The organism is Streptomyces sp. NBC_01016 (genome assembly GCF_026341035.1).
GTDB lineage: Bacteria > Actinomycetota > Actinomycetes > Streptomycetales > Streptomycetaceae > Streptomyces.
Genome location: NZ_JAPEOQ010000001.1, coordinates 1,432,995 through 1,454,363 on the forward strand (window position 1 = coordinate 1,432,995; position 21,369 = coordinate 1,454,363).

General features: G+C 71.4%; 24 protein-coding genes. 15 read left to right on the top strand and 9 right to left on the bottom strand.

Features of this window, described 5'->3' with window-relative positions:
• Positions 1 to 149: 149 nt before the first annotated feature.
• The gene (locus tag OG746_RS06765) at positions 150 to 959 is read right to left on the bottom strand and encodes a class I SAM-dependent methyltransferase (RefSeq protein WP_266712525.1); all 810 of its coding nucleotides are present in this window, start codon (positions 957 to 959) and stop codon (positions 150 to 152) included.
• Between the two features lie 169 nt (positions 960 to 1,128).
• Between OG746_RS06765 and mshA the strand changes: the two genes are divergently transcribed.
• From mshA to OG746_RS06780, 3 genes are all read left to right on the top strand, one after another.
• Entirely contained in the window at positions 1,129 to 2,472 is a 1,344-nt protein-coding gene (gene mshA / locus OG746_RS06770; RefSeq protein WP_266712526.1) for a D-inositol-3-phosphate glycosyltransferase, read from the top strand.
• Positions 2,465 to 2,965, top strand: coding sequence for a type III secretion system chaperone family protein (locus OG746_RS06775; protein WP_266712527.1), 501 nt, complete (start codon positions 2,465 to 2,467; stop codon positions 2,963 to 2,965). The genes mshA and OG746_RS06775 overlap by 8 nt, the downstream gene beginning before the upstream one ends.
• A gap of 131 nt (positions 2,966 to 3,096) precedes the next feature.
• Positions 3,097 to 4,797 carry a glycosyl hydrolase family 28-related protein gene (locus tag OG746_RS06780; RefSeq protein ID WP_266712528.1) on the top strand — a complete coding sequence of 567 codons (1,701 nt, stop codon included), beginning with the start codon at positions 3,097 to 3,099 and terminating at the stop codon, positions 4,795 to 4,797.
• 34 nt (positions 4,798 to 4,831) lie between these two features.
• On the opposite strand, the gene OG746_RS06785 is transcribed toward OG746_RS06780, so the two are convergent.
• The 3 genes from OG746_RS06785 to OG746_RS06795 form a co-directional block, all read right to left on the bottom strand.
• Positions 4,832 to 5,023: a hypothetical protein gene (locus OG746_RS06785; protein ID WP_266718751.1), complete on the bottom strand. Its 192-nt coding sequence runs from the start codon at positions 5,021 to 5,023 to the stop codon at positions 4,832 to 4,834.
• Between the two features lie 68 nt (positions 5,024 to 5,091).
• Positions 5,092 to 5,370 (bottom strand): hypothetical protein, encoded by a 279-nt coding sequence (locus tag OG746_RS06790; RefSeq protein ID WP_266712529.1) that lies wholly within the window; start codon positions 5,368 to 5,370, stop codon positions 5,092 to 5,094.
• A 30-nt stretch (positions 5,371 to 5,400) separates the two neighbouring features.
• Entirely contained in the window at positions 5,401 to 6,663 is a 1,263-nt protein-coding gene (locus OG746_RS06795) for an MDR family MFS transporter (protein ID WP_266712530.1), read from the bottom strand.
• A 135-nt stretch (positions 6,664 to 6,798) separates the two neighbouring features.
• Here OG746_RS06795 and OG746_RS06800 point away from each other — a divergent pair, with 135 nt between their 5' ends.
• Positions 6,799 to 7,560 carry a phosphoglyceromutase gene (locus OG746_RS06800; protein WP_266712531.1) on the top strand — a complete coding sequence of 254 codons (762 nt, stop codon included), beginning with the start codon at positions 6,799 to 6,801 and terminating at the stop codon, positions 7,558 to 7,560.
• Between the two features lie 91 nt (positions 7,561 to 7,651).
• Here the strand turns inward: OG746_RS06800 and OG746_RS06805 are convergent, their stop codons facing one another.
• Both OG746_RS06805 and OG746_RS06810 read right to left on the bottom strand, forming a co-directional pair.
• A complete protein-coding gene (locus OG746_RS06805) occupies positions 7,652 to 8,233 on the bottom strand; it encodes a hypothetical protein (RefSeq protein ID WP_266712532.1) in 582 nt (193 codons plus the stop codon).
• Positions 8,234 to 8,410: 177 nt separating this feature from the next.
• The gene (locus tag OG746_RS06810) at positions 8,411 to 9,181 is read right to left on the bottom strand and encodes an SDR family NAD(P)-dependent oxidoreductase (RefSeq protein WP_266712533.1); all 771 of its coding nucleotides are present in this window, start codon (positions 9,179 to 9,181) and stop codon (positions 8,411 to 8,413) included.
• Between the two features lie 196 nt (positions 9,182 to 9,377).
• Between OG746_RS06810 and OG746_RS06815 the strand changes: the two genes are divergently transcribed.
• Together OG746_RS06815 and OG746_RS06820 are read left to right on the top strand one after the other, a co-directional pair.
• Positions 9,378 to 9,983, top strand: coding sequence for a TetR/AcrR family transcriptional regulator (locus tag OG746_RS06815; RefSeq protein ID WP_266712534.1), 606 nt, complete (start codon positions 9,378 to 9,380; stop codon positions 9,981 to 9,983).
• A 31-nt stretch (positions 9,984 to 10,014) separates the two neighbouring features.
• Positions 10,015 to 10,329: a hypothetical protein gene (locus tag OG746_RS06820; protein ID WP_266712535.1), complete on the top strand. Its 315-nt coding sequence runs from the start codon at positions 10,015 to 10,017 to the stop codon at positions 10,327 to 10,329.
• On the opposite strand, the gene cpt is transcribed toward OG746_RS06820, so the two are convergent.
• The gene (gene cpt, locus OG746_RS06825) at positions 10,316 to 10,843 is read right to left on the bottom strand and encodes a chloramphenicol phosphotransferase CPT (protein ID WP_266712536.1); all 528 of its coding nucleotides are present in this window, start codon (positions 10,841 to 10,843) and stop codon (positions 10,316 to 10,318) included. The genes OG746_RS06820 and cpt overlap by 14 nt on opposite strands.
• A gap of 115 nt (positions 10,844 to 10,958) precedes the next feature.
• Here cpt and OG746_RS06830 point away from each other — a divergent pair, with 115 nt between their 5' ends.
• Positions 10,959 to 11,120: a hypothetical protein gene (locus OG746_RS06830; RefSeq protein ID WP_266712537.1), complete on the top strand. Its 162-nt coding sequence runs from the start codon at positions 10,959 to 10,961 to the stop codon at positions 11,118 to 11,120.
• An 87-nt stretch (positions 11,121 to 11,207) separates the two neighbouring features.
• On the opposite strand, the gene phoU is transcribed toward OG746_RS06830, so the two are convergent.
• On the bottom strand, positions 11,208 to 11,891 hold the full coding sequence (gene phoU, locus OG746_RS06835) for a phosphate signaling complex protein PhoU (protein WP_266712538.1): 684 nt from the start codon (positions 11,889 to 11,891) through the stop codon (positions 11,208 to 11,210).
• Positions 11,892 to 12,088: 197 nt separating this feature from the next.
• Between phoU and phoR the strand changes: the two genes are divergently transcribed.
• Positions 12,089 to 13,381 carry a two-component system sensor histidine kinase PhoR gene (gene phoR, locus OG746_RS06840; protein ID WP_266712539.1) on the top strand — a complete coding sequence of 431 codons (1,293 nt, stop codon included), beginning with the start codon at positions 12,089 to 12,091 and terminating at the stop codon, positions 13,379 to 13,381.
• Between the two features lie 5 nt (positions 13,382 to 13,386).
• A complete protein-coding gene (gene phoP / locus OG746_RS06845) occupies positions 13,387 to 14,058 on the top strand; it encodes a two-component system response regulator PhoP (RefSeq protein ID WP_524540457.1) in 672 nt (223 codons plus the stop codon).
• Between the two features lie 82 nt (positions 14,059 to 14,140).
• Here phoP and OG746_RS06850 read toward each other — a convergent pair whose 3' ends face one another.
• Positions 14,141 to 14,800 carry a copper chaperone PCu(A)C domain-containing protein gene (locus OG746_RS06850; RefSeq protein WP_266712541.1) on the bottom strand — a complete coding sequence of 220 codons (660 nt, stop codon included), beginning with the start codon at positions 14,798 to 14,800 and terminating at the stop codon, positions 14,141 to 14,143.
• A gap of 619 nt (positions 14,801 to 15,419) precedes the next feature.
• Between OG746_RS06850 and OG746_RS06855 the strand changes: the two genes are divergently transcribed.
• From OG746_RS06855 to OG746_RS06880, 6 genes are all read left to right on the top strand, one after another.
• Positions 15,420 to 15,902 (top strand): CarD family transcriptional regulator, encoded by a 483-nt coding sequence (locus OG746_RS06855; protein ID WP_266712542.1) that lies wholly within the window; start codon positions 15,420 to 15,422, stop codon positions 15,900 to 15,902.
• Positions 15,903 to 16,183: 281 nt separating this feature from the next.
• Positions 16,184 to 16,945 (top strand): 2-C-methyl-D-erythritol 4-phosphate cytidylyltransferase, encoded by a 762-nt coding sequence (ispD, locus tag OG746_RS06860; protein WP_266712543.1) that lies wholly within the window; start codon positions 16,184 to 16,186, stop codon positions 16,943 to 16,945.
• Entirely contained in the window at positions 16,935 to 17,426 is a 492-nt protein-coding gene (gene ispF / locus OG746_RS06865; protein WP_266712544.1) for a 2-C-methyl-D-erythritol 2,4-cyclodiphosphate synthase, read from the top strand. The genes ispD and ispF overlap by 11 nt, the downstream gene beginning before the upstream one ends.
• Before the next feature lie 188 nt (positions 17,427 to 17,614).
• A complete protein-coding gene (locus OG746_RS06870) occupies positions 17,615 to 18,178 on the top strand; it encodes a GNAT family N-acetyltransferase (RefSeq protein ID WP_266712545.1) in 564 nt (187 codons plus the stop codon).
• Positions 18,178 to 19,641, top strand: a complete 1,464-nt coding sequence (locus OG746_RS06875; RefSeq protein WP_266712546.1) for an ABC transporter substrate-binding protein — start codon at positions 18,178 to 18,180, stop codon at positions 19,639 to 19,641. Before OG746_RS06870 ends, OG746_RS06875 begins: the two co-directional genes overlap by 1 nt.
• Complete coding sequence (locus OG746_RS06880) at positions 19,641 to 21,359, top strand: ABC transporter permease subunit (RefSeq protein WP_266712547.1); 1,719 nt, start codon at positions 19,641 to 19,643, stop codon at positions 21,357 to 21,359. The genes OG746_RS06875 and OG746_RS06880 overlap by 1 nt, the downstream gene beginning before the upstream one ends.
• The last annotated feature ends 10 nt before the right edge of the window (positions 21,360 to 21,369 follow it).

Sequence of the window (21,369 nt, forward strand, 5' to 3'; positions counted from 1 at the left end):
ACAAATCTGATGGACCGTCAGTAAGTCGAGCGCTCCGGGGATGGTGCCATGCGCGCCCCGAATCCGACAGACCCCGGTGCGGTGTGGCAGCTGCCCCGCACGTTCGACGAACGAGGTCCCGAGATCGTTCCCTCGACTTTCGCCGCGTCTCAGCCGTCCGTTGAAACCCGCCGCGGCGCCAACGCCTCCCAGGCCACGGTCACTTCACCCTGCCGCCAGCGCCCCGGCCTGTCCACCACCGGCCAGTCCGCCGAGAGTTCCCGCACCGCCCGGATCCAGCGCTGCCGCGCGCCGTACGAGGCGTAGGGCGCGGCCGAGGCCCACGCCCGGTCGAAGTCGCGCAGGAAGGCGTGCACCGGCTCGCCGGGGACATTGCGGTGGATCAGCGCCTTGGGGAGACGCTCGGCCAGGTCGGACGGGGTGTCCAGGGAGCCGAGCCGGGTCGCGAGGGTCACGGTGCGCGGGCCTTCGGGGCCGAGCGCCACCCAGACGTGCCGGCGCCCGATCTCGTCGCAGGTGCCCTCCACGAGGAGGCCGTCCGGCGCGAGCCGCGCGCACAGCCGCTCCCACACCGCGGCGACCTGCTCCTCGTCGTACTGGCGCAGCACGTTCGCGGCGCGGATCAGGAGCGGGGGAGTGCCGATCGGCACCTCGAAGCCGCCGTGCCGGAAGGTGAGCCCGTCGCGCTCGTACGGCTTCGCGGCGGCGACCCGTGCCGGTTCGATCTCGATGCCCACCACGCGCGCGTGCGGCGCCGCCCCGCGCAGCCGGGTCAGCAGTTCCACCGCGGTCCAGGGCGCCGCGCCGTAGCCGAGGTCGACCGCCACCGGGTCGTCGGCGCGGCGCAGCGCGGCGCCGTGCACGGCAGCGATCCAGCGGTCCATGCGGCGCAGCCGGTTCGGGTTGGTGGTGCCTCGCGTCACGGTTCCCACGGGGCGAGAAGGGGGGCGCGGGCTCATGGTCAAGAGGGTATGCGCTGCGCCGGGCGTGACTTTGGTTGAGACCCGTACGGTAATGATTCGGCAAAGTGGAAATGGAGCAGCCGACTCCGGCGTTGCCCCCTTGGAAGAGGGCCTGTGCCCTCCGGTCGTCGTGCCCGCAGTACGCCCACCAAGGAGGGCCCGCCACGTGAGCCAGTACGTGACCAGGTTCCGCCGCTCCGGGGCTGCTCCGGCCCTGCTGCGGTTCCCCGGTGCGCATCGCCGCCCCCGCCGTATCGCGATGCTCAGCGTGCACACCTCGCCCCTCCACCAGCCCGGCACGGGCGACGCGGGCGGCATGAACGTCTACATAGTCGAGCTCGCCAAGCGCCTCGCGGCGATCAACATAGAGGTCGAGATCTTCACCCGCGCCACCGCCGGTGGCCTGCCGCCGGAGGTCGAGCTGGCGCCGGGCGTCCTCGTACGGCATGTGGACGCGGGCCCCTACGAAGGCCTCGCCAAGGAGGACCTGCCCGCCCAGCTCTGTGCCTTCACGCACGGAGTCATGCAGGCGTGGGCGGGCCACCGCCCCGGCTATTACGACCTCGTCCACTCGCACTACTGGCTGTCCGGGCAGGTCGGCTGGCTCGCCGCCGAGCGCTGGGGCGCGCCCCTCGTGCATGCCATGCACACCATGGCCAAGGTCAAGAACGCGGCGCTCGCCGAGGGCGACACCCCCGAACCGGCCGCCCGCGTCATCGGCGAGACCCAGATCGTGCGCGCCGCCGACCGCCTCATCGCGAACACGGCGGAGGAGGCCGACGAGCTGGTCCGCCACTACGAGGCCGACCCCGGCAGCGTCGCCGTCGTGCACCCCGGCGTGAACCTGGACCGCTTCCGCCCCGCCGACGGCAGGGCCGCGGCCCGCGCCCGCCTCGGCCTGCCGCAGGACGCGCTCGTCCCGCTCTTCGCGGGCCGCATCCAGCCGCTCAAGGCGCCGGACATCCTCCTGAAGGCCGTCGCGGTCCTGCTCGACGAGCGGCCACAGCTCCGCTCCCGCATCGTCGTCCCGGTGGTCGGCGGCCCCAGCGGCAGCGGCCTCGCCAAGCCGGCGGCGCTCCAGAAGCTCGCCGCGCGGCTCGGCATCGCGGACGTGGTCCGCTTCCAGCCGCCGGTCGGCCAGGAGGCGCTCGCGGACTGGTTCCGGGCGGCATCCGTCCTGGTCATGCCGTCCTACAACGAGTCCTTCGGACTCGTCGCCATAGAGGCCCAGGCCGCCGGTACACCGGTGATCGCCGCGTCCGTGGGAGGCCTCCCCGTAGCCGTACGGCACGAAAAGACCGGCTTCCTGGTCGACGGCCACGAACCGGCCCGCTACGCGCGCGTGCTCCGCGAATTCGCCGACCACCCCGACCTGGTCGACACCATGGGCGACGCGGCAGCCCGCCACGCCCTCTCCTTCGGCTGGGACACGGCGGCCTCCGCCACGGCGGACGTCTACACGGCGGCGATGCAGGCCCGGCGCCGTGTCGTACCCTCGCACCATGGCTGACCAGCGACAGGCACACGACGTCATCGAGTCCACGCTGAAGGACGCCGAGCTGGAGTGGGAGAGCCCGGAGTCGGGCTCGTACGTCGTGAAGCTCCCCGGCACCCGCAAGCTCTCGACGACGCTGTCCCTGCGCGTGGGACGGCACAGCCTCTCGCTCAATGCCTTTGTGATCCGCCACCCGGACGAGAACGAGGCCGGGGTGCACCGCTGGCTCCTGGAGCGCAATCTGCGTCTGTACGGCGTGAGTTACGCGGTCGACCAGCTCGGCGACATCTACCTCACCGGGAAGCTTCCGCTGGCCGCCGTCACCCCCGACGAACTGGACCGCCTCCTCGGCTCGGTCCTCGAGGCGGCGGACGGCTCCTTCAACACGCTCCTCGAACTCGGCTTCGCGAGCGCGATCCGCAAGGAGTACGAGTGGCGGGTGGCGCGCGGCGAGTCGACGCGCAACCTGGACGCGTTCACGCATCTGACCCAGCGCCCTGCCAAGTAGCGCTCCTCTTGGGGCAGTTGACTCCTGCCCGACCCCTTTCGCGGCTACGGGTGCCGTGGCATGCTCACGCCCGGCGCAGACGTGAACATCGTTCACGTACGTGTACTTCGGCTTCGGTGAAGGTGGCAGGGGTGCGGGACCTCAGCAGGCGCGGAGTGTTGGGCGGGGCGATCGCGGTGGCGGCGGCCGCGGCGACGGGGACGCGGGCCTTCGCGGCGGACGCGACCCAAGTGCCGGGCGTCGCGACTCAAGTGTCGAACGTAGCGACTCAAGTGCCGGACATATGGAGCGAGTTCGCCCGCGCTCCGTACACGCATCCGCAGATCCCGTACATCGGTCGCGCGGGCAGCCGCCACCGTCCCGGGCAGCGCCCCGGCCGCACCCTGCGCCCCGAGTCCTACGGCGCCCGCGCCGACGGCACGGCCGACTGCGCCCCCGCGATCAACCGCGCCCTCGCCGAGGCGGGGCGGGCCGGCGGCGGCACGGTGCTCCTCGGCGACGGCACGTACCGGATCGACGACCTGATCCACATCGGGCACGACAACGTGGTCCTCAAGGGCGCGGGCAGCGGCCGTACCAAGCTCTACGCCACCAAGAACCTCACCGAACTCATCGGCGTCTACGGCTCCCGCTACGGCGGCGACAAGTCGTCCTGGTCCTGGGCGGGCGGCCTGATCTGGCTCTGCCCGGCCGACCGTTTCAGCAGCCTCACCGACGCGATCCGCGCGCGTGCCTGGCCGTTCGAGGGCTGGACCGGCAACAAGCGCGACGAGTGGGAGACCCTGACGACGGTCGGCCCTGCGCGCCGCGGCTCCTGGTCGATCACCGTCGCGGACACCTCCCGGATCACGTCCGGAGACCTGGTGCTCCTCCGCCTCGCCGACGACGCGGACCACACGCTCCTTGAGCACATGGCGGGCGGCGGCCCCGGCCCGCAGGCGTACGCCTGGGACGACAAGACCAAACTCACCTCGTACGTCCCCTATGAGTGGCCGGTGCGGATCACGGCGGTTCAGGACGGCGGCCGGGTCACCTTGGAGCGCCCCCTGCCCCTCGACGTACGCCCGGAGTGGGACCCGCGGCTCACCACCCACGCAACCGCCTTGTCGGGAGCGGGAGTCGAGGGACTCACGCTCGAAGCGGTCGAGACCCCGCAGTCCCCGCACCTCCTCGACAAGGGCTACAACGGGGTCGCGCTCCAGTGCACGTACGACTGCTGGGTGGACGACGTCACGGTGTGGAACGTCGACAACGGCTTCGGCCTCGTCGCCGCCTCCGCGTCCACGCTGCGCCGTACCCGTGTCGGCGGGCGCGGGGAGCACCACCCGTACTTCTGCCGCGAGGGCTCGCACGACAACCTGGTCGAGGACTTCGCCCTGGAGCGGCGCACGGCCCCGGCCCCCTCCGGAACCCAGCTGCACGGCATCAACGTGGAAGGCCTGTCGTCCCACAACGTGTGGTCGCGCGGCCGCATGGAGATGGGCACGTTCGACTCGCACCGCGGGATGCCGTTCGCCAACGTCCGCACGGACATCACGGTCGACAACAACGGCCAACACGGCGGGGACGCGTCAGCGGGCCCGCTCTTCGGGGCGCGCTTCACTCACTGGAACATCAGGGTCACCAATGAGCGCGCGGGCCTGATGCGGATCGACGGGCTCGCGCCGTACAGCGCCACGGTCGGCATCAACACGGTCCGCGAGTTCGGCCAGATCGACGTGCCGGATTTCAACGGCGACCTGCACTCCCGGCTGGAGTTGTACGCGACGACGAACGCGGTCCGCCCTGGCAACCTCTACGAAGCGCAAAAGGATCTGCGGGGGTCAAAGTAGTTCAAATGATGGCTAGTTGGGCACTGGTCGAGTGTCAGCCGAGCGACACCATCCGGACAACGGTCACGGTCAGCACCGACCCGGAGACGTAGTAGAGGACTATCGCCCCGCCGACCGTCGCCTCGCGGCGGTCGCGCTCTCCGGAGACCGTGGTGGAGCCGTGGCCGTAGGGGTCGTGGGAGAGCGTGCGGGCCATTTCGGCGCGGAAGGCGTCCGGGTTGGCCATCTTGGCGAGGGTGTCGTCGGCGGGCGGTGCGAAGGCGACGCGACAGGCGCCGCGCCTGCGTCTGCGGCTCAAGCCGGGCCCCGCCTCTCCGCCTCGTCGCGGGCGAGCCGGGCCAGGATCGCGTCGGCCTCCGGGTCGGGGACCGCCTCCAGCATCCAGTGCCGCATGACGGCGTGGATCTCGCCGACCCCCGCGGCGTTGATCGCCTTGTCGAACTCGACGCGGCGCTTCGGGTCGAGCGCCGCGCGGATCGACGGGATGTTGTTGGGGACGTCGACCACGACGCCGCCCACCAGCGTTCTGGGCGGTTCGTCAGTTCTGGAGGAGGTCCTTGGGGGTTCGGCCATGTACGGTCACGTACCCGCCGAACTGCCCGGTCAAGCCGGGCTGTTCTCCGCCTCCACGGGAGCCGGGGCGACGGGCCTGGAGGGCTCCGTGTCCGACAGTCCGCGCATCAGCGCCCAGTAGCCGAGCGCCGTCACCGTGCCGAGCGCGGCGCACCCCGCCCACAGCCATCCGGCGCCCGCCGTGTCGATCACCCAGCCGCCCGCGAGCGGGGCGACGAGGGCCGCCGCGGACCACGACATCGTGTAGACGCCCTGGTAGCGGCCGCGCCCTTCGGCGGGGGAGAGCCGGGCCACGAGCCCCGACTGCGTAGGCGCGTTGATCATCTCGCCGAGCGTCCACACCACGACCGTGAGCGCGTACGCGGCGAGCGATCCGGCGAGGGCGGTGAGGGCGAAGCCGTACCCAATGAGCAGCGAGGAGACGGTCAACAACCGCCCGGGATCACGCCGTTCGATGTACCGGGTCAGCGGGATCTGCAACGCGACGATCACGACACCGTTCACGCCGGCGACGAGCCCGACGTCCGAACTGGTCAGCCCGTTCTCGCCCATGACGATCGGCAGCCCGACCGAACTCTGCGTGAAGACCACGGCGACCAGGAACGAAAGCCCCACCATCAGCATGAAGCGGCCGTCGCGCAGCACCGTCCCCATGGTGACCACCGGGCTCGACGGGGCGCCGGGCACCACCGTCTTCGTCGGCCGCGACTCCTTCACCTTCACGAACACGACGCACGCGCAGGCCAGCGTCATCGCGGCCTCGACGAGAAAGCCCAGCGTGTAGCTCTGCGCGACAAGGAAGCCGGCGTACACGGACGAGACCGCGAACCCCAGGTTGATCGCCCAGTAGTTGAGCGAGAACGCCCGCACCCGGTCCTCGGGGCGCACGATGTCGGCCATCATCGCCTGGATCGCGGGCCGCGAGGCGTTCGACGCGAGTCCGAGCGCGAAGCCGGTGACCGCGATCCACGCCGGGTCGCGCACGAAGGCGAGCGTGGCGACCGTCGCCGAGGTGGCGAGCTGCGCGCCGAGCAGGGTGGGCCGCCGCCCGAGCCGGTCGGCGAGCACCCCGCCGAGCACGGACGCGATGACCCCGCCGAGCCCGATCAACGAGGCGACGAGACCGGCGTACGCGGCCGAGAAACCGCGCGAAGCGGTCAGGTACAGGGCGAGAAAGGTGAGGACGAAGTTTCCGAGCCGGTTGACGAGGGTGCTGGTCCACAGCCACCAGAATTCGCGCGGCAGCCCGGAGACGGACTCCGTGGCGGCACGTCTGAGCGAGGCGACTGACATGGGTGCATCCCCCGAGGCCGGTGTAAGTAGTGCGGAAGGTTTACGTAACTTACAAGCCGGGTATCGGTAGCGGCCACTCAATTGACGGGGACCGTCAATCGGCAGGCGCAGGACGGGTCGATTAGGCTCGGCCCCATGGCCGACGCACCGTACAAGCTGATCCTCCTCCGCCACGGCGAGAGCGAGTGGAACGCGAAGAACCTGTTCACCGGATGGGTGGACGTCAACCTCAACGAGAAGGGCGAGAAGGAGGCGGTCCGCGGCGGTGAGCTGCTCAAGGACGCCGGCCTGCTCCCCGACGTGGTCCACACGTCGCTCCAGAAGCGCGCGATCCGCACCGCGCAGCTGTCCCTCGAGGCGGCCGACCGCCACTGGATCCCGGTCCACCGCAGCTGGCGCCTGAACGAGCGCCACTACGGCGCCCTCCAGGGCAAGGACAAGGCGCAGACCCTCGCCGAGTTCGGCGAGGAGCAGTTCATGCTGTGGCGCCGCTCGTACGACACCCCGCCGCCGGCCCTGGACCGTGACGCGGAGTACTCCCAGTTCGAGGACCCCCGCTACGCGACGCTCCCGCCGGAGCTGCGCCCGCAGACGGAGTGCCTCAAGGACGTCGTCACGCGCATGCTGCCGTACTGGTTCGACGGCATCGTCCCGGACCTGCTCACCGGCAAGACGGTCCTGGTCGCGGCCCACGGCAACTCGCTGCGCGCCCTGGTCAAGCACCTCGACGGCATCTCCGACGCCGACATCGCGGGCCTGAACATCCCGACCGGCATCCCGCTCGCCTACGAGCTGGACGCGGACTTCAAGCCGGTCAAGACGGGCGGCACGTACCTGGACCCCGACGCGGCCAAGGCGGCCATCGAGGCGGTCAAGAACCAGGGCAAGAAGAAGTAGCTTTCGCGATCATGCCTCCCACCTGCGCAAGCGGCGCCGGTGGGAGGCATTTTCATGCTCTGAGACCTGCTCTGGGACCTGCGGACGCTCTTTACCGGGCCGCGGGCTCCCTGACTTCGGACGTCTCCGTGCGGAAGAAGACCGCCAGGAGCAGCCAGGTCAGCAGTCCGAAGACGAGTGCGCCGCTGGCGCCGAAGTTCGGGAACTGCTCGTCGATGTTCGTTGTGATCACGTACGAGGTCACGAGCCAACCGAGCGCCCAGGCGGGCGGGTTCGCAACGGCCCACCAGATCGCACCGACGTTCCCGCGTTGCGCAAGCACCAGCGCCTGAAGCACCCCCACGCAGAGGCCGGTCACAGCGCCGATGACGACGACGTCTCCTCGACCGGTCCCGTAATCGACCAGGGCCGCTCCAGCGGCCAGGCCTGTGGCCATGCCCACGCTCGTCGCCGCGATCCAGAGCCACGACACCCACTGCCGCAAGGCGAACCACTCCGCGGCCCCGATGATCGCGCCCGCGATGAGGCCGGCAACAAGCGCACTCCCCACGGAATCGACTCCGTCGACGACAAGGTCCGCGACGAACCCGCCGATCGGGAAGCCGACCAGAACCGCCACCGGCCAGAGCCATATTCGACGCGCGGTACTTGTCCAGTCGCCCTGCATCTCCATGACCGTGCCTCCCCTGTGCGTTGCCGGGGACCGGACAGGCCCGGGGGCTGCGGCCGGTCTCCCGGATGGCGCGCTCAGTCACAAGTGGCCAAGACCCACACTCCTCCTCCGACGGCATGCCGAACGAGAGAGGCCCGCGCATTTCCTCTACGCCACCGCGTAGCCCCGGCGCCGGGACTACGCGGCGATCACGGCGACTCCCGTTCGGCCACCGTCCACGTCCACCACCGTGCCGTGGACGAAGGACGCCTCGTCGCTCGCCAGCCAGAGGGCCGCGTGGGCGATCGCGTCGGGGGTGCCGACGGTGCCCGCCGGGGTGCCCCGCATCATCACCTCGCCGGGGTGGGGTTCCGCGCCCGCCGGGGTCGGCGGGAGGACCACGCCGGGCGAGACGGCGTTGACGCGGACGCCCTGCGGGCCGAACTCGGCGGCCCAGGCGCGGGTCAGGGTCTCCATGGCGCCCTTGGTGGAGCTGTAGAGCGCGCCGAGCGGAACGCCGAGGCGCGTGATCCACGAGCCGAGGTTGACGATCGCGCCGCCGCCGGCCGCCGCCATGGCCGGGGCGACGGCGGCGGTGAGGAAGAACGGCGCCTTCACGTTCACGCCGTAGACCTGGTCGAAGGTCTTCTCGTCGGTGTCGGCCGTGCCGGGCGCCGGGTAGACGCCGGCGTTGTTGACCAGGATGTCGATCCGGCCGCCCAGGGCCTCGCGGGCCCGGTCGGCCAGCTGACGGGAGGCCTCCGGGCTGCCGTCGAGGTCCGCCACGACGAAGTCGGCCCGGCCGCCGGACGCGCGGATGCCCGCGACGACGGCGGCCCCGCGTTCCGCGCTGCGCCCGGACACGACGACGTGGGCGCCCTCGGCGGCGAACACCTCGACGATCGCCTGCCCGATGTTGCTGGTCGAGCCCGTGACCAGCGCCGTCCTGCCGTGCAGTCGTCCACTCATGACGTGATCTCCCTTGTACGTATCTGCGTACGTGTCCGCTGTGCGTGTCCGCGCTTGTACGCGTGCTCGTACGCGTACGCGTGCTCGCGGTGATGGAGCTGTCCACGGTGCTCCGCAGAAAATGGACCGGCAAGTCCAGAAACGGGTACCGTCGGGTGCGCCGAAAAGTCGGGTGCTACGAAAAGGGGGAGGGCCGATGGCCGACGCACTGACCGCGAAAGGGCGTGCCACGCGGGACCGCATCGTCGGCGGCGCGGCCGAGGCGCTGCGTGAGCAGGGCGTCTCGTTCACGACGCTGGACGACATCCGCGCCCGCACCGGCACCAGCAAGAGTCAGCTCTTCCACTACTTCCCCGGCGGCAAGGACGAACTGCTCCTCGCCGTGGCCCGGTTCGAGGCCGACCGGGTGCTCGAGGACCAGCAGCCGCACCTCGGCCGCCTCGACTCGTGGGAGTCCTGGCAGCAGTGGCGCGACCTGGTGGTCGAGCGCTACGAACTCCAGGGCGACCACTGCCCGTTGGGTGCACTGTTCCTCCAGGTCGGACGGTCGAGCACGGGCGCGAGAGCGATCGTCACCGAGCTGATGCGGCAGTGGCAGGAGCAACTCGCCCGCGGTGTCCGCGCCCTCCAGGCGGGCGGCCTGGTGGCGACCTCCCTCGACGTGGAACGGACGGCCGCGGCGCTGCTCGCGGGGATCCAGGGCGGCGTGACGATCATGATGTCCACCGGTGACTCGACCCACCTCAAGGCGGCGCTCGACACCGGCATCGCCCATCTGCGGGACCACGGCTCCGTACGATGAACCGGACGTGCCGCGACCAGCCGGAGGCCCTGTGATCCGCGACCTGTACAACGTGCGCCCCGTCCCCGCCGAGGGCGAGGAGACCGCGCGGGAGTGGGCGCCCACCCCGCTCACCCCGGAGGAGGAGAGCCGCTACCAGGCGCTGCTCTTCAGCGAGTTGGGCAACCGGATCGCCGACCACGGGACGACTACGTACCCTGCGCACACCCCCGAGGAGCGCAGACGTCTCGTCGCGGTGGGGCAGCGGCTGAGCGCGCACTGGGGGATGCCGGTGCGGGTGACGGCCGACGACGAGTGCCGCATGCGGCTGAGCGTCGGCCCCGTCGGCGCCGTCACCGGGGGCTGACCCACCCCGCGATCTCCCGCGCGCACTCCGCCACCCCGGTCCGCGTCGTGTCCACCACCAGGTCGTACGTCACGCCCTCGTGCACCAGGGCCGCCTGGGAGGCCGCCATTCCGGCGATCCGGTCGCCCCGTACGGCCTCCCGTTCCGCCGCGACCTGCGCGTCACAGCGGACGCCCACCCAGAGGACGTCGAGCCCTGCCAGTGCCTTGCGCCAGCGGTTCTGGGAGTGCGGGCCGCCCAGGAAGACCTCGTCCACGATCACGGGCGCGCCGGCCGTCGCCATCGCCGCGACGCCCACCATCCACGCGTCCTCGACCCGGTCGAAGGCGGGGCCCACGGTGATCGAGCCGTCGGAAGCGAACTCGATTCCCGCGCCGGACGAGGGCAGCGCCTGGATGAGCGTGTCCACGCTGAGGCTCAGCCACGGCTCGGGCAGCAGCAGCGTCTGCAGTTCACGGGCGATGCTCGACTTGCCTGAGCTGGAGCCGCCGTTGAGGACGATCACTTGGGGCATGGCGGCAGCCTACGCAGCAACTTCCGCGCGCGCGTGCGCCGTTGATGCGCCCGCCCGGATGGGCATGCAATGGGGGAAGGACTCCACCGCGGAGCCCCGTCGAGGAGGGAACACCATGGCTGCCGACTCCCCGAAGCCGACCCCGTCCCCCGAAGTGCCGGTCGAAGTGGGCCGGTCCGTACCGAAGTTGGTGCTGCTCGGAGCCTGCGGATGCGGCTCGGGCTGCGGCTGCGGCTGCCAGTCGGGCGCTCCGTGCAAGTGCGGCGGTTCCTGCTGACCGTAGGAACGACCGGATGACAGATACGACAGGTACGACGGGAGGGCCCCGCGCAGTCCATCGCGCGGGGCCCTCCTCCTCGTACGGTCAGGCGCTCTCGGCCGGCGCCGCCGTCGACGCTTGCACCTCGTCCGCGTGCTCGCCCGTCACCAGGTAGACGACCCGCTTGGCCACCGACACCGCGTGGTCCGCGAAGCGCTCGTAGTAGCGGCCGAGCAGCGTCACGTCGACCGCCGTCTCGATGCCGTGCTTCCACTTCTCGTCCATCAGGTGCTGGAAGAGCGTGCGGTGCAGCAGGTCCATCTCGTCGTCGTCCTGCTCCAGCTGCATCGCCAGGTCGACGTCCTTGGTGATGATGACCTCCGCCGCCTTCGCCATCAGGCGCTGCGCGAGCTGGCCCATCTCCAGGATCGTGGCGTGCAGGTCGTGCGGGACCGCCCGATCGGGGAAGCGGAGGCGGGCCAGCTTCGCGACGTGCTGCGCCAGGTCGCCGCTGCGCTCCAGGTCCGCGCTCATACGGAGCGAGGTGACGACTATCCGCAGGTCGGTGGCGACCGGCTGCTGGCGCGCCAGGAGGGCTATCGCCCGCGCCTCCAGGTCGTGCTGCAGATCGTCCACCTTCTGGTCGGCGGCGATCACGGACTCGGCGAGCTTCAGATCGGCGTCGAGCATGGCCGTGGTGGCGCGCCCGATCGCCGACCCGACAAGGCGGGCCATCTCGACCAGGCCCTCGCCGATCGAGTCAAGTTCCTCGTGGTACGCGTCACGCATGCGGCGTTCCCTCTCTGTACCTGGCTACGTAGTGGGACCCGGTTGGCCCCACGCTCCCACGTTCCGTCCTGTACGCGTCCGAATCCGGCACCACAGGTGAATCGACCCCGTACCCAAGGTGAACTCTGGGCGACGAGTGTTCGAGCGACCACTCGGATGGCTGTGGAGGAGCGGTCGGTGCCGCATAACCTGAAGACATGGACGTGAACGCGGCGGTCGCCGCAGCGGCAGCGATCGCCGGAGTGTGCACCGGTGTCATCGCCATGCTGGCGTTTCGCTGGAGCGAACGCGACCAGAAACGCCCCACCCGCACCTCCCTGCACACGGACCCGGTCCTTCCGCCCGGCGTCGACACCGTGCTCTCCGTGCTCCGCTCCTCCGCCGTCGTCCTCGACGAGGCGGACAGCGTGGTCAAGGCCAGCTCGGCGGCGTACGCCCTCGGTCTCGTACGCGGCGGGAAGCTCGCGGTCGAGCCGATGCTGCAGATGGCCCGCGACACCCGGCGCGACGGGGAGATACGCCAGGTCGAGCTGGATCTGCCGCGCCGCGGAACGGGGCGCGGCGACGCGCTCGCCGTGTCCGCCCGCGTCGCCCCGCTCGGCTCCCGCCTGGTGCTGCTCCTGGTCGAGGACCTCACCGAGGCCCGGCGCATCGAGGCCGTACGCCGCGACTTCGTCGCGAACGTGAGCCACGAGCTGAAGACGCCGGTCGGCGCGCTCTCGCTGCTCTCCGAGGCCGTCATGGACGCCTCCGACGACCCGGAGGCCGTCGAGCGGTTCGCCGGCCGCATGCAGAACGAGGCGACCCGGCTCACCAGCCTCGTACAGGAGCTCATCGACCTGTCGCGGGTGCAGAACGACGACCCGCTGGAGGACTCCGAGCCGGTGCGCGTCGACGAACTCGTCGCCGAGGCCATCGACCGCTGCCGCCAGCCCGCCGCGTCGAAGCAGATCACGATGGCCTCCGGAGGCACCGCCGACCTGCGGGTCTGGGGCAACCGGGGGCAGCTCGCGGCCGCCCTCGGCAACCTCGTCGAGAACGCCGTGAACTACTCGCCGGCCCGTACGCGCGTGGGCATAGCCGCCCGCCGCGTCTCGGCGGGCGGCGGCGACCGTATCGAGATAGCCGTCACCGACCAGGGCATCGGCATCTCCGAGAAGGACAAGGAGCGCGTCTTCGAGCGCTTCTACCGCGTCGACCCGGCCCGCTCCCGCGCGACCGGCGGCACGGGCCTCGGCCTCGCCATCGTCAAGCACGTGGCGGCCTCGCACGGCGGGGAGGTGACCGTGTGGAGCTCCGAGGGACAGGGCTCCACCTTCACGCTGCGGCTGCCCGAAGCGGCCGCGACCCGCACCGCACGTTCCCCCAAGACATCCCGCACCAGTGGCCCCGGAGACGTACGCGACGAAGACGACGCACACGGGCCCGACGACACAACCGCATACGAATCCATTCCTGCCACTCCTGCCGCCCCGGAGGTCCTTCCGTGACCCGAGTGCTTGTCGTAGAGGACGAGGAGTCCTTCTCCGACGCCCTGTCCTACATGCTCCGCAAGGAGGGTTTCGAGGTCGCCATCGCGGCCACGGGACCCGACGGCCTCGACGAGTTCGAGCGCAACGGTGCCGACCTCGTCCTGCTCGACCTGATGCTGCCGGGCCTGCCCGGCACCGAGGTCTGCCGCCAGCTGCGCGGCCGTTCCAACGTCCCGGTGATCATGGTGACCGCCAAGGACAGCGAGATCGACAAGGTCGTCGGGCTCGAAATAGGAGCCGATGACTACGTCACCAAGCCGTTCTCCTCGCGCGAGCTGGTCGCCCGCATCAGGGCCGTCCTGCGCCGTCACGGCGAGCCGGAGGAGGTCGCGCCGCAGGCCCTGGAGGCCGGGCCCGTCCGCATGGACGTCGACCGTCACGTCGTGACGGTGGGCGGTGGCAAGGTCGACCTGCCGCTCAAGGAGTTCGACCTCCTGGAGATGCTGCTGCGCAACGCGGGGCGTGTCCTGACCCGCATGCAGCTGATCGACCGGGTCTGGGGCGCCGACTACGTGGGTGACACCAAGACCCTCGACGTCCACGTGAAGCGCCTCCGCGCCAAGATCGAGCCGGACCCCGGGGCGCCGAGGTTCCTCGTCACGGTGCGCGGTCTCGGCTACAAGTTCGAGCCGTAGGCCGTACCCGGCACATGACATACGGCGGAGGGGCGGAACCCGATGTGGGTTCCGCCCCTCCGCCGTATGTACGGCTACGTGCTCAGTGGCCCGCGGTGTTCTGCGACTCGGAGGCCGTGGCGGAGGTGGACGCCCCCGTCGAGGCCGAGCCCTTGTCGTCCGGCGTCGCGGACGTCGAGGTCGACGCCGACGTGGACGGCGTCGCGGAGGCGCCCGGCGCGGCCGGAACCTCGCTCGGGCCCCACTTCTTGAAGTAGCTGTCGGCCGGCACGACGAACGCCTTCAGCTTCACGTCTCCGGCCTTGCTGAAGGAGAACGTGATCCGCTGCGCGTTGCCGTCGAGGACGGCGGTGCGGCTGTTGGGCAGCTCGGCGGAGGCGTTGCCCTTGCCGCCGAGGACGACGGAGCCGCCGGCCGGGACGGAGATCTTCGAGGCGCCCTTGGCGTCCGAGAGCTTCGCGGCCTTGCCGACGCCGTCGACGGTGATCGCGTCGAGCGTCTGGGCGGTGCTCCCGTTGTTGAAGAGCGTGCCCGTGACGACGGCCGGGCCCTTCGACTTGAGGTCCGGCTGGGTGATGACGGTGGCGTTCTGGATCCGGATGTCACCGACCGAGGTCGCGGCGTTGTCCGGCTTGACCTCAAGTGTCTGCGCGTTGTTGCCGGCGCCGCACGCGGCGAGCGAGGCGATCGAGAACGCGATGGCGGCGGCGGCGAGGGAGCCGCGTCGAAGACTGCTGCTCACGGCGGCGGCAACTCCTTGAACGTGGGCGGGCAAGGCGGCGAGGTGTAAAGCCGCCCTAAGGGTGTGTCAGCGGCCTTAGGTTACCGAGCCGTTCCCGAGCCGCCGCACCCGACCCGCCCCTCAGGACCGGACGCTGTCACCGGCTCCTCCGCCCGAGCCCCGATCACCCCGCGTTCCCCACGGTCACCATTGGGTCGCGGAGACCCCTTGTTCATCATTCACATAAGGCCTGTCCAGGTACCGGGACGGATATCCGGTAAGGAATGCGCGGGGGTCCGGAAAAACGATCACGTGGGGCGACGATTCGCGAAGATCAATTCTGGATTCACCTCGAACGTACCTCCGTGTCCCTGAACGGAGTAGCGAAAGTTCATCGCTTCGAAGCACGCAAACCGGGACTTTCGACCCCTGGAGGGCCCGCCGTGGCGGCGGTAGCGTACCCGTTTCGGCTTCCTCGAAGAACGGCTCCGACCTGCGAATACCGCCCTCCGCCACCCCTCCGCAGCACGTTCCCGATGGAGTTGTCAAGCCCCGAGATATGCCCTGACCTGCGAAAACGCCATTCAGAACCCGCAGTTTCCGTGTTAGACTGGATAGCCACGGAAGGGGTACCTGTCACATGACGTTCAAGGTTGGCGACACCGTGGTCTATCCCCATCACGGGGCCGCGCTGATCGAGGCTATCGAAACTCGCCAGATCAAAGGCGTGGACAAGACCTACTTGGTGCTGAAGGTCGCCCAGGGCGACTTGACGGTACGTGTGCCAGCGGACAATGCGGAGTTCGTCGGCGTGCGTGATGTGGTCGGTCAGGACGGGCTCGACCGGGTCTTCGAGGTGCTGCGCGCGTCGTACGCCGAGGAGCCCACGAACTGGTCGCGCCGTTACAAGGCAAACCTGGAGAAGCTCGCCTCCGGCGATGTCATCAAGGTTGCGGAAGTAGTTCGTGACCTGTGGCGTCGGGAGCGTGAGCGCGGACTGTCCGCGGGTGAGAAGCGCATGCTCGCCAAGGCTCGCCAGATTCTGGTGAGCGAGCTCGCACTCGCGGAGAACACGAACGAGGACAAGGCCGAGGCCCTGCTCGACGAGGTTCTCGCGTCCTGATACGCGCTGCTGCGACACCATACGTAACGGTCATGCACGTCACGACTGCTGTCGCGTAAAGAACAATGCCGTGGTGCCCGATGACCCTGATGGTGTCGCCGGGCGCTGCGGCATGTTCATACCCAGTTCGTACCCATCCACGCTTCGCGTGATCCCCTGTGGTGTGCCGGGCCCGGACAGCTGGCTCGACCAGTGTCACGGAAGGGTCCGGTCAAGGCGTCGCGCCCGGCACGCTGTGGCCATACCCACCTCTCCCGAGCGCACAAACCTGAACGGAACCGATGTCTGACGAAACGCGTCCATTGGACAACACAGCAGGCAGCGCAGTACGCACCGCGGCCGTGATTCCGGCCGCTGGACGGGGCGTGCGCCTCGGTCCGGGCGCCCCCAAGGCGCTGCGCGCGCTGAGCGGTACTCCGATGCTGATCCATGCCGTCCGGGCGATGGCGGCGTCCCGCGCCGTCTCCCTCGTCGTGGTGGTCGCGCCGCCCGACGGTGCCGCCGAAGTGAAGACCCTGCTCGCCGATCACGCCCTGCCCGAGCGCACCGACTTCGTCGTCGTGCCCGGTGGGGAGAGCCGGCAGGAGTCGGTGCGGCTCGGGCTCGAGGCCCTGCCGGCCGGCATCGACATCGTGCTCGTGCACGACGCGGCCCGCCCCCTCGTGCCGGTCGACACGGTCGACGCGGTCATCGAGGCCGTACGGGACGGGGCTCCGGCCGTCGTTCCGGCGCTGCCGCTCGCGGACACGGTCAAGGAGGTCGTGCCGAGCACCGACGGTTCGCCGGAGCCGGTCGTCGCGACGCCCTCGCGGGCCAAGCTGCGGGCCGTGCAGACGCCGCAGGGGTTCGACCGGGAGACGCTCGTGCGGGCGCACGAGGCCGTGACCGAGGACGTGACGGACGACGCCGGGATGGTCGAGCACCTCGGCCACCAGGTGGTGCTCGTGCCCGGGCACGAGGAGGCGTTCAAGGTGACGCGGCCGCTCGATCTCGTCCTGGCCGAGGCCGTGCTTGCCCGGAGGAGGGCCAACGATGGGTTCTGACCACATGGTTCTCCCGCAGGTCGGCATCGGGACCGACATCCATGCCTTCGAAGAGGGCCGCGAGCTGTGGTGTGCCGGGCTGAAGTGGGAGGACTCCGGGGCCGGGCTCGCGGGGCACTCCGATGCGGATGTCGTGGCGCATGCGGCCTGCAACGCGTTGTTCTCGGCTGCCGGGCTGGGTGACCTCGGTCAGCACTTCGGTACCGGGCGGCCCGAGTGGTCCGGGGCGAGTGGGACCACGCTGCTCGCGGAGGCCGCGCGGATCGTGCGCGAGGCCGGGTTCGTGATCGGGAACGTGGCCGTGCAGGTCGTCGGCCCCCGGCCCAAGATCGGCAAGCGGCGCGACGAGGCGCAGAAGGTCCTCTCGGAGGCCGCGGGGGCGCCGGTGACGGTGTCGGGTGCGACGACGGACGGGCTCGGGTTTCCCGGGCGTGGCGAGGGGTTGATGGCGGTGGCGACGGCGTTGGTGGCGCGGGTGTAATCCGCCGGTCACCGCCGGGGCGCTGCCCCGGACCCCGCGCCTCAAGCGCCGGCGGGGCTTGATGTGCCCGGTCCCCGCTTGATTGGCCTGGTCGCCGCTTGAGTGATTGCACTGCCCCGCAGCTTATTGCGAATCGGTTGCAGTTAGCATGGGTGGGCAGTGGGGTCCGTTCGTGGTGAAGGCAGGCGATGGGTGAATACGTGATCCGCGTGGCCGGGGACGGCGACGTGGACGAGGCCCGTGCCGTCATGCTGGACACCGTGTACCGCGACCTGCGCTCCGGGTACGTGCCGCGCTGGCACGCCGACATCATCGACCCGGCCGCCCACTACCTGCACCCCGAGCGCTGCACCCTGCTCGTCGCCGAGCACCGGGAGAGCGGCGGGATCGTCGCGACCGGCGCCGTCCGTGACCGCGGGCCCGCCGCCCCGCCCAACCCGCAGTGGGTCGCCGACCGCTTCCCCTCCGGGTCCACCGCCCAGCTGTGCCGGATCTACGTACGCCCCGAGCATCGCAGGCACGGACTCGCGCGGACTCTCGTGAGGGAGCTCGTCGACTTCGTGGCCGGGGTCGGTGGGTACGAGGCGCTGTACCTGCACACCGATCCCGCCGTGCCGGGCGCCGAGCCCTTCTGGCGTTCCCTCGCCCAAGAGGTGTGCGACGAGCGGGAGTTGCCGGGGGGTGGCCAGGGCATCGTGCACTTCGAGCTGCCGCTGCCCGCGCCGGTTCCCGCGTACGCGCCCGTCGGCTGATGCGGCGCCGCGGCTTTCTGCTGGCGGCGGCCGGGATCGGGCTGACGTCCGCCTGCGGCTCGTTCACCGGGACCGCGCGTCGCGGCCGGATCGCCGTCGACCTCGCCTTCGCGCCCACCCAGGGCCTCTCTCCGTACAGCGACGACGGGTTGCTGCTCAGCCGGCTCGCCGTCGTCGACGGGCTCACCCGCATGGACACCGCCGGTGTCGTGCACCCCGCGCTCGCCGAGAAGTGGGCCCGCACGTCCGCCACCACCTGGGAGTTCACGCTGCGCGACGCCCGGTTCCAGGACGGCGGGCGGGTCACCGCCGATGCCGTCGAGGGGGCGCTGACGCGGGCCGGGCGGGCGAAGACGCAGCCGCGGGTGCTCAGCGACATGCGGCTCACCGCGCGCGCCGTGGGGGAGCGGACCGTGCGGATCACCACGGGCACCGCCGACCCGCTGCTGCCCGCACGGCTCGCGAACCCGTCGCTCGCGATCTTCTCCCCGGCCGCGTACAAGAAGGGCGGCGGCGTCGATCCCGTCGGGTCCGCCACCGGGCCGTTCGCGCTGACCAAGGTGAACGGGGCCGTGTCCGCGACGCTCGACCGGTTCGACGGGCACTGGCGGGGGCAGGCGGCCGCGCGCGGGCTCGACGTGACGTTCGTCGCCGACAACAACGCCCGTGCCAACGCGCTGCGTTCGGGCCAGATCGAGATCGCGGAGTTCGTGCCCGCCGCACAGGCACTCGTCCTCGGCGAACGGGCGCGCGAGGTCGCCACCGTGCGCACCACGACCCTGTACCTGAACACCCGGACCGGGCCGCTCGCGGACGCCGGGCTGCGGGCCGCCGTGCGGGAGTCCATCGATACGAGCGCCCTCGCGCGCAGCGTGTACGAGGGGTACGCCACGCGGGGCACGGGCCTGCTCGGTCCCGGTTTCGCCTGGGCCGACGGCAAGCAGCTCCCCGTCACGGGCCGCGCGAAGGCCGCGAAGCCGCACGGGCGGACGCTCACCCTCGCCACGTACACCAACCGGGCCGAGCTGCCCGAGGTCGCCGCCGCGCTCCAGCAGCAGCTGCGGCGCGCCGGGTTCGCGGTGCGGCTCGTCGTGAAGGACTACGCGCGCCTGGAGTCGGGCGCGCTGGACGGGGAGTACGACGCGTTCCTGATGTCCCGGTCCACCGCGCTCGACACCGGCGACCCGGTCTCGTACTTCGCCTCCGACTTCACCAGCGGCGGAAGCTTCAATATCTCGCAGCTGAGCGACCGCGGGGTGGACGGCCTCGTGCGCGAGGCCGCCGGGCTCGAAGGGGCGGCGCGGCACCGGGCCATGCTGCGCGCCGAGGCCGCGATCCTCGGCACCGACGCGGCCGTGCCGATCGTCCACGAACAGCATTTGCAGGGCGTCGGGGCCGGGGTGCGCGGGGTCGTCCTCGACCCCTATGAACGACAGTTCGTCGGCTTGGAGACGCGCGCCTGATGTCCCGTATCCGCAAGGGCCTGTCCGTGACGGTGGGCCGCGTGGGCGCCGCCGCCGGGCTGCTCGTGCTCACCGCGCTGCTGCCCTGGCTGACCCGCACCGACCCCGCGCTCACCGTGCTGCATGCGCGCTACGGCGACGCGCCCACGACACCGAAGCAGCTCGCCGAGGTGCGCGCCCAACTCGGCCTGGATGAGGGGCCGTTCACGTTCCTCGGCCAGTGGGTGCGGGGGCTCGCGCACGGGGATCTCGGCGCGTCGTGGGTGACCGGCGCCGATGTCGCCTCCGACGTGGGCGGCGCGTTCTGGGTGTCCGTGTCCCTCATGGCGTACGCGATGGTGGTCGCGGTCGTGCTGGCCGTGGCGCTGTGCCTGCCGACGCTCCGGCGCGCGCGGCCCGAACCCGCGCGCGGGGTGGGCGCGGGGATCCTCGCCGCGCTCCCCGAGTTCCTCCTCGCCTCCGTCCTCGCGACGCTGTTCGCCGTGCACCTCCACTGGTTCCCGGCGCAGGGCTGGGCCTCGCCCGCCTCCGCCGTGCTGCCCGCGCTCGCCCTCGGCATCCCGGCAGGGGCCGTGCTCGGGCGGCTCGGCCAGGACGCGCTGCCCGCCGCGTTCGCCGAACCGTGGGTGCGTACGGCGCGGGCGAACGGCATGCCGCGCCCGCGGATCGCCCGGCATGCGATGCGGCGGGCGCTGCCCGCGGTGCTGCCGCAGGCGGGGCTCACGGTGGTCGGGCTGACCGGGGCCGCGGCCGCGGTGGAGGCGGTCTTCGCGATCCCGGGGCTCGGCGGCACGGCCGTCGCGGCCGCGCTCGACCTCGATCTGCCGCTGCTCCAGGGCTGCCTGCTGGTGCTGCTCGCGTTGGGTGTGGTGGCGGCGGTGCTCGTCGGGCTCGTGCGCCGGCGGCTGCTCGGCCCCGCGCTCGAAGCGGGCGCGCTGCCGGGGCTCGCGCGGGTGGCCGGGGGCGGGCGCGGGCGGCTGTACGCCGCGGGGGCGCTGGCCGCCGGGCTGCTCGCCGTCATCGTGTGGGGGCTGACCCGCGATCCGCTCCAGGTCGACCTGGCCGCCAGGCTGTCGGGTCCTTCCGGCGCCCACCCCTTCGGCACCGACGCGCTCGGCCGCGACGTCCTCGCCCGGCTCGGCCACGGGGCGCTGCGCACGCTCGCCGTGGCGGCGGCCGTCTGCGCCGTGTGCTTCGTGGTGGGCGTCGGCCTGGGGCTGATGCGGTGGACCGCGGGGCTCACCGAGGTCGCCAACGCGCTGCCCGCGATCCTGGCGGGTCTCCTTGTCACCGGGCTGTTCGGGGCGGGCGTCGCGGGGGCGGCGGTCGCCGTCGCCGCGGTCGGCTGGGCGCCGCTCGCCGCGCACACGGCGGCCGTCGCCGAGGCGGAGCGGGGGGCCGGGTATGTGGAGGCGGCGGTCGCCTCCGGCGCGGGGCGGTGGCAGGTGTTGCGGCGGCACGTGCTGAGTGCGGTGGTGCCGACGGTGGGGCGGCACGCGGTGCTGCGGCTCGCGCCTACGACCCTGGCGCTTGCGTCCCTGGGTTTCCTCGGCCTCGGTACGCAGCCGCCGACGCCGGAGTGGGGGCGGTTGTTGATGGAGAACCTGCCGTATGCGGAGCGGGCGCCGTGGTCGGTGTTGGCGCCTGCGGTGGGCCTGGCCGGGGTGGGGGCGATCGTGGTGTTGGCGTCGGCGGGTGGCCTCGGGCGGCGACGGTGATCGGTCGCGG

Coding starts and splice junctions, on each gene's coding strand:
- OG746_RS06775 (WP_266712527.1), top strand. CDS start 2,465: ATGGCTGACCAGCGACAGGCACACGACGTCATCGAGTCCACGCTGAAG.
- OG746_RS06795 (WP_266712530.1), bottom strand. CDS start 6,663: ATGTCAGTCGCCTCGCTCAGACGTGCCGCCACGGAGTCCGTCTCCGGG.
- ispD (WP_266712543.1), top strand. CDS start 16,184: ATGTCTGACGAAACGCGTCCATTGGACAACACAGCAGGCAGCGCAGTA.
- phoR (WP_266712539.1), top strand. CDS start 12,089: ATGGACGTGAACGCGGCGGTCGCCGCAGCGGCAGCGATCGCCGGAGTG.
- OG746_RS06830 (WP_266712537.1), top strand. CDS start 10,959: ATGGCTGCCGACTCCCCGAAGCCGACCCCGTCCCCCGAAGTGCCGGTC.
- OG746_RS06790 (WP_266712529.1), bottom strand. CDS start 5,370: ATGGCCGAACCCCCAAGGACCTCCTCCAGAACTGACGAACCGCCCAGA.
- OG746_RS06880 (WP_266712547.1), top strand. CDS start 19,641: ATGTCCCGTATCCGCAAGGGCCTGTCCGTGACGGTGGGCCGCGTGGGC.
- OG746_RS06800 (WP_266712531.1), top strand. CDS start 6,799: ATGGCCGACGCACCGTACAAGCTGATCCTCCTCCGCCACGGCGAGAGC.
- phoU (WP_266712538.1), bottom strand. CDS start 11,891: ATGCGTGACGCGTACCACGAGGAACTTGACTCGATCGGCGAGGGCCTG.
- ispF (WP_266712544.1), top strand. CDS start 16,935: ATGGGTTCTGACCACATGGTTCTCCCGCAGGTCGGCATCGGGACCGAC.
- OG746_RS06815 (WP_266712534.1), top strand. CDS start 9,378: ATGGCCGACGCACTGACCGCGAAAGGGCGTGCCACGCGGGACCGCATC.
- OG746_RS06805 (WP_266712532.1), bottom strand. CDS start 8,233: ATGGAGATGCAGGGCGACTGGACAAGTACCGCGCGTCGAATATGGCTC.
- cpt (WP_266712536.1), bottom strand. CDS start 10,843: ATGCCCCAAGTGATCGTCCTCAACGGCGGCTCCAGCTCAGGCAAGTCG.
- OG746_RS06785 (WP_266718751.1), bottom strand. CDS start 5,023: ATGGCCAACCCGGACGCCTTCCGCGCCGAAATGGCCCGCACGCTCTCC.
- OG746_RS06870 (WP_266712545.1), top strand. CDS start 17,615: ATGGGTGAATACGTGATCCGCGTGGCCGGGGACGGCGACGTGGACGAG.
- OG746_RS06875 (WP_266712546.1), top strand. CDS start 18,178: ATGCGGCGCCGCGGCTTTCTGCTGGCGGCGGCCGGGATCGGGCTGACG.
- OG746_RS06855 (WP_266712542.1), top strand. CDS start 15,420: ATGACGTTCAAGGTTGGCGACACCGTGGTCTATCCCCATCACGGGGCC.
- OG746_RS06765 (WP_266712525.1), bottom strand. CDS start 959: ATGAGCCCGCGCCCCCCTTCTCGCCCCGTGGGAACCGTGACGCGAGGC.
- OG746_RS06810 (WP_266712533.1), bottom strand. CDS start 9,181: ATGAGTGGACGACTGCACGGCAGGACGGCGCTGGTCACGGGCTCGACC.